This is a genomic window from Plesiomonas sp. ZOR0011 (assembly GCF_000800945.1).
Taxonomy (GTDB): Bacteria; Pseudomonadota; Gammaproteobacteria; order Enterobacterales; family CAMTGL01; genus Plesiomonas; species Plesiomonas shigelloides.
The window spans coordinates 1-809 of record NZ_JRKB01000128.1 but is presented as its reverse complement, the minus strand read 5'-3'; the positions used below and the strand labels follow the sequence as shown (position 1 = coordinate 809).

The 809-nt window shown below is 48.3% G+C and carries 1 protein-coding gene and 1 pseudogene; both read right to left on the bottom strand.

The features are described 5' to 3' along the window. Nucleotides 1-173: 173 nt before the first annotated feature. Nucleotides 174-491, bottom strand: a complete 318-nt coding sequence (locus tag L975_RS16985; protein WP_047709414.1) for a hypothetical protein — start codon at nucleotides 489-491, stop codon at nucleotides 174-176. Then, nucleotides 488-809, bottom strand: a pseudogene (locus tag L975_RS18385) (hypothetical protein); the annotation flags it as partial. The pseudogene L975_RS18385 and the gene L975_RS16985, both read right to left, overlap by 4 nt.

Genomic DNA, 809 nt, shown 5'->3' with positions numbered 1-809 from the left:
GGTTCAGCTCGCTGTCATAACCAAATAGCCGGGCCTGACGCTCGTGACCGCGCTTGCTGCGCTCGGCCACCACCTGGCCGTTGCCATTGCGTTTCTGACCTCACTCGTACCTGTTGCTTGTAAAAAAACACCGGCACTATGCCGGTGTAAGGTGATAACTATGACTGTACATTTTAGAGTGTGATATATGCATCATTCTCTATATAAAAGAGAAACGCTTTCATATACATATCGTCTGGCACCTTCCCCTTCATCTGCATCTCAATATTTCTACAAATGGATTGAACTGTTTGCACTGAAAGCAAATATTTATATCCATTTTCAATAGCAAAAGCAGGTTCATCCACATCATCATCCTCAATATCATCAGGATCTAGCGCGATCGTGGGTAAATTTGGTCTCAAAGCCTCATTCTGTGGGACATATACTGCGTAAGACCAAGGATAACTATGGCTAGTTTTAATAAAATTTATTAATTCACATGTTTTCAATTTCTGCCTCCTCCCCAGTTTTGCATACCGCCTTTACCATTGGGGTGTAAAGAGCTCTGCACGACTCCCGGAGATTGATGTTGTGCCATTGGGATAAGTTGCATGAAACTGGGGCGTGATACCACCTTCTCACTGAGCCGTCCGCACTTGTCGTAGCGGTACTGATTTTGCCCAATCTGGCTGACCCGGCCCGCAGCGTCATAACGGCGCAGGGGCTCGGCCTGCGCCTGCTGGCTGGACAGCGGTTGCCCATCGCTGGGCAGAATATGGGAGAGCTCGCAGAGGTTCAGCTCGCTGTCATAACCAAATAGCCGGGCC